1 protein-coding gene is annotated in these 381 nt (G+C 68.8%); it reads right to left on the reverse strand.

Annotated features, from left to right (window positions below; all coding sequences use genetic code 11):
- Positions 1-381, reverse strand: a 381-nt coding sequence (locus G3I71_RS49995) for a type II secretion system F family protein (RefSeq protein WP_164325633.1), incomplete at both ends; no start/stop codon positions are given.

The following is a 381-nucleotide window of genomic DNA, read 5'->3' on the forward strand; positions in this document are numbered from 1 at the left end:
GAGTTCCTCGCCCTGCTGGAGGGCGGTCACGAACTGGGCGACCTGTTCGGAGTCGTTGCGCCGGCGCAGTTCGTCGAAGGCCTGGCGGCGGCTGACGCCCATGTCCATCTGTTGGAGGGTGATGCGGATCTCGTCGGACCACGGGCCTTCGTACTTGCCCGCCACCCGTTCCAGCGCCTGCCGGAAGCCCAGCCCGGCGCTCACCACGACGGCGAGGACGTCCAGGAAGTCGGGCAGGGTGCGTTCGATGTGATCGCGCCGCACGCGGATCGCGGACCACAGGCCGACCTCGATCCAGAACAGGCCGAACGCGACCATCAGCAGGGCCGGTACGAACTGGCCGTTGATCAGCAGGGAGAAGGCGCCGAGCCCGCCCAGGAG

Origin of the sequence: Streptomyces sp. SID12501 (genome assembly GCF_010550245.1) — a bacterium.
Lineage (GTDB): Bacteria > Actinomycetota > Actinomycetes > Streptomycetales > Streptomycetaceae > Streptomyces.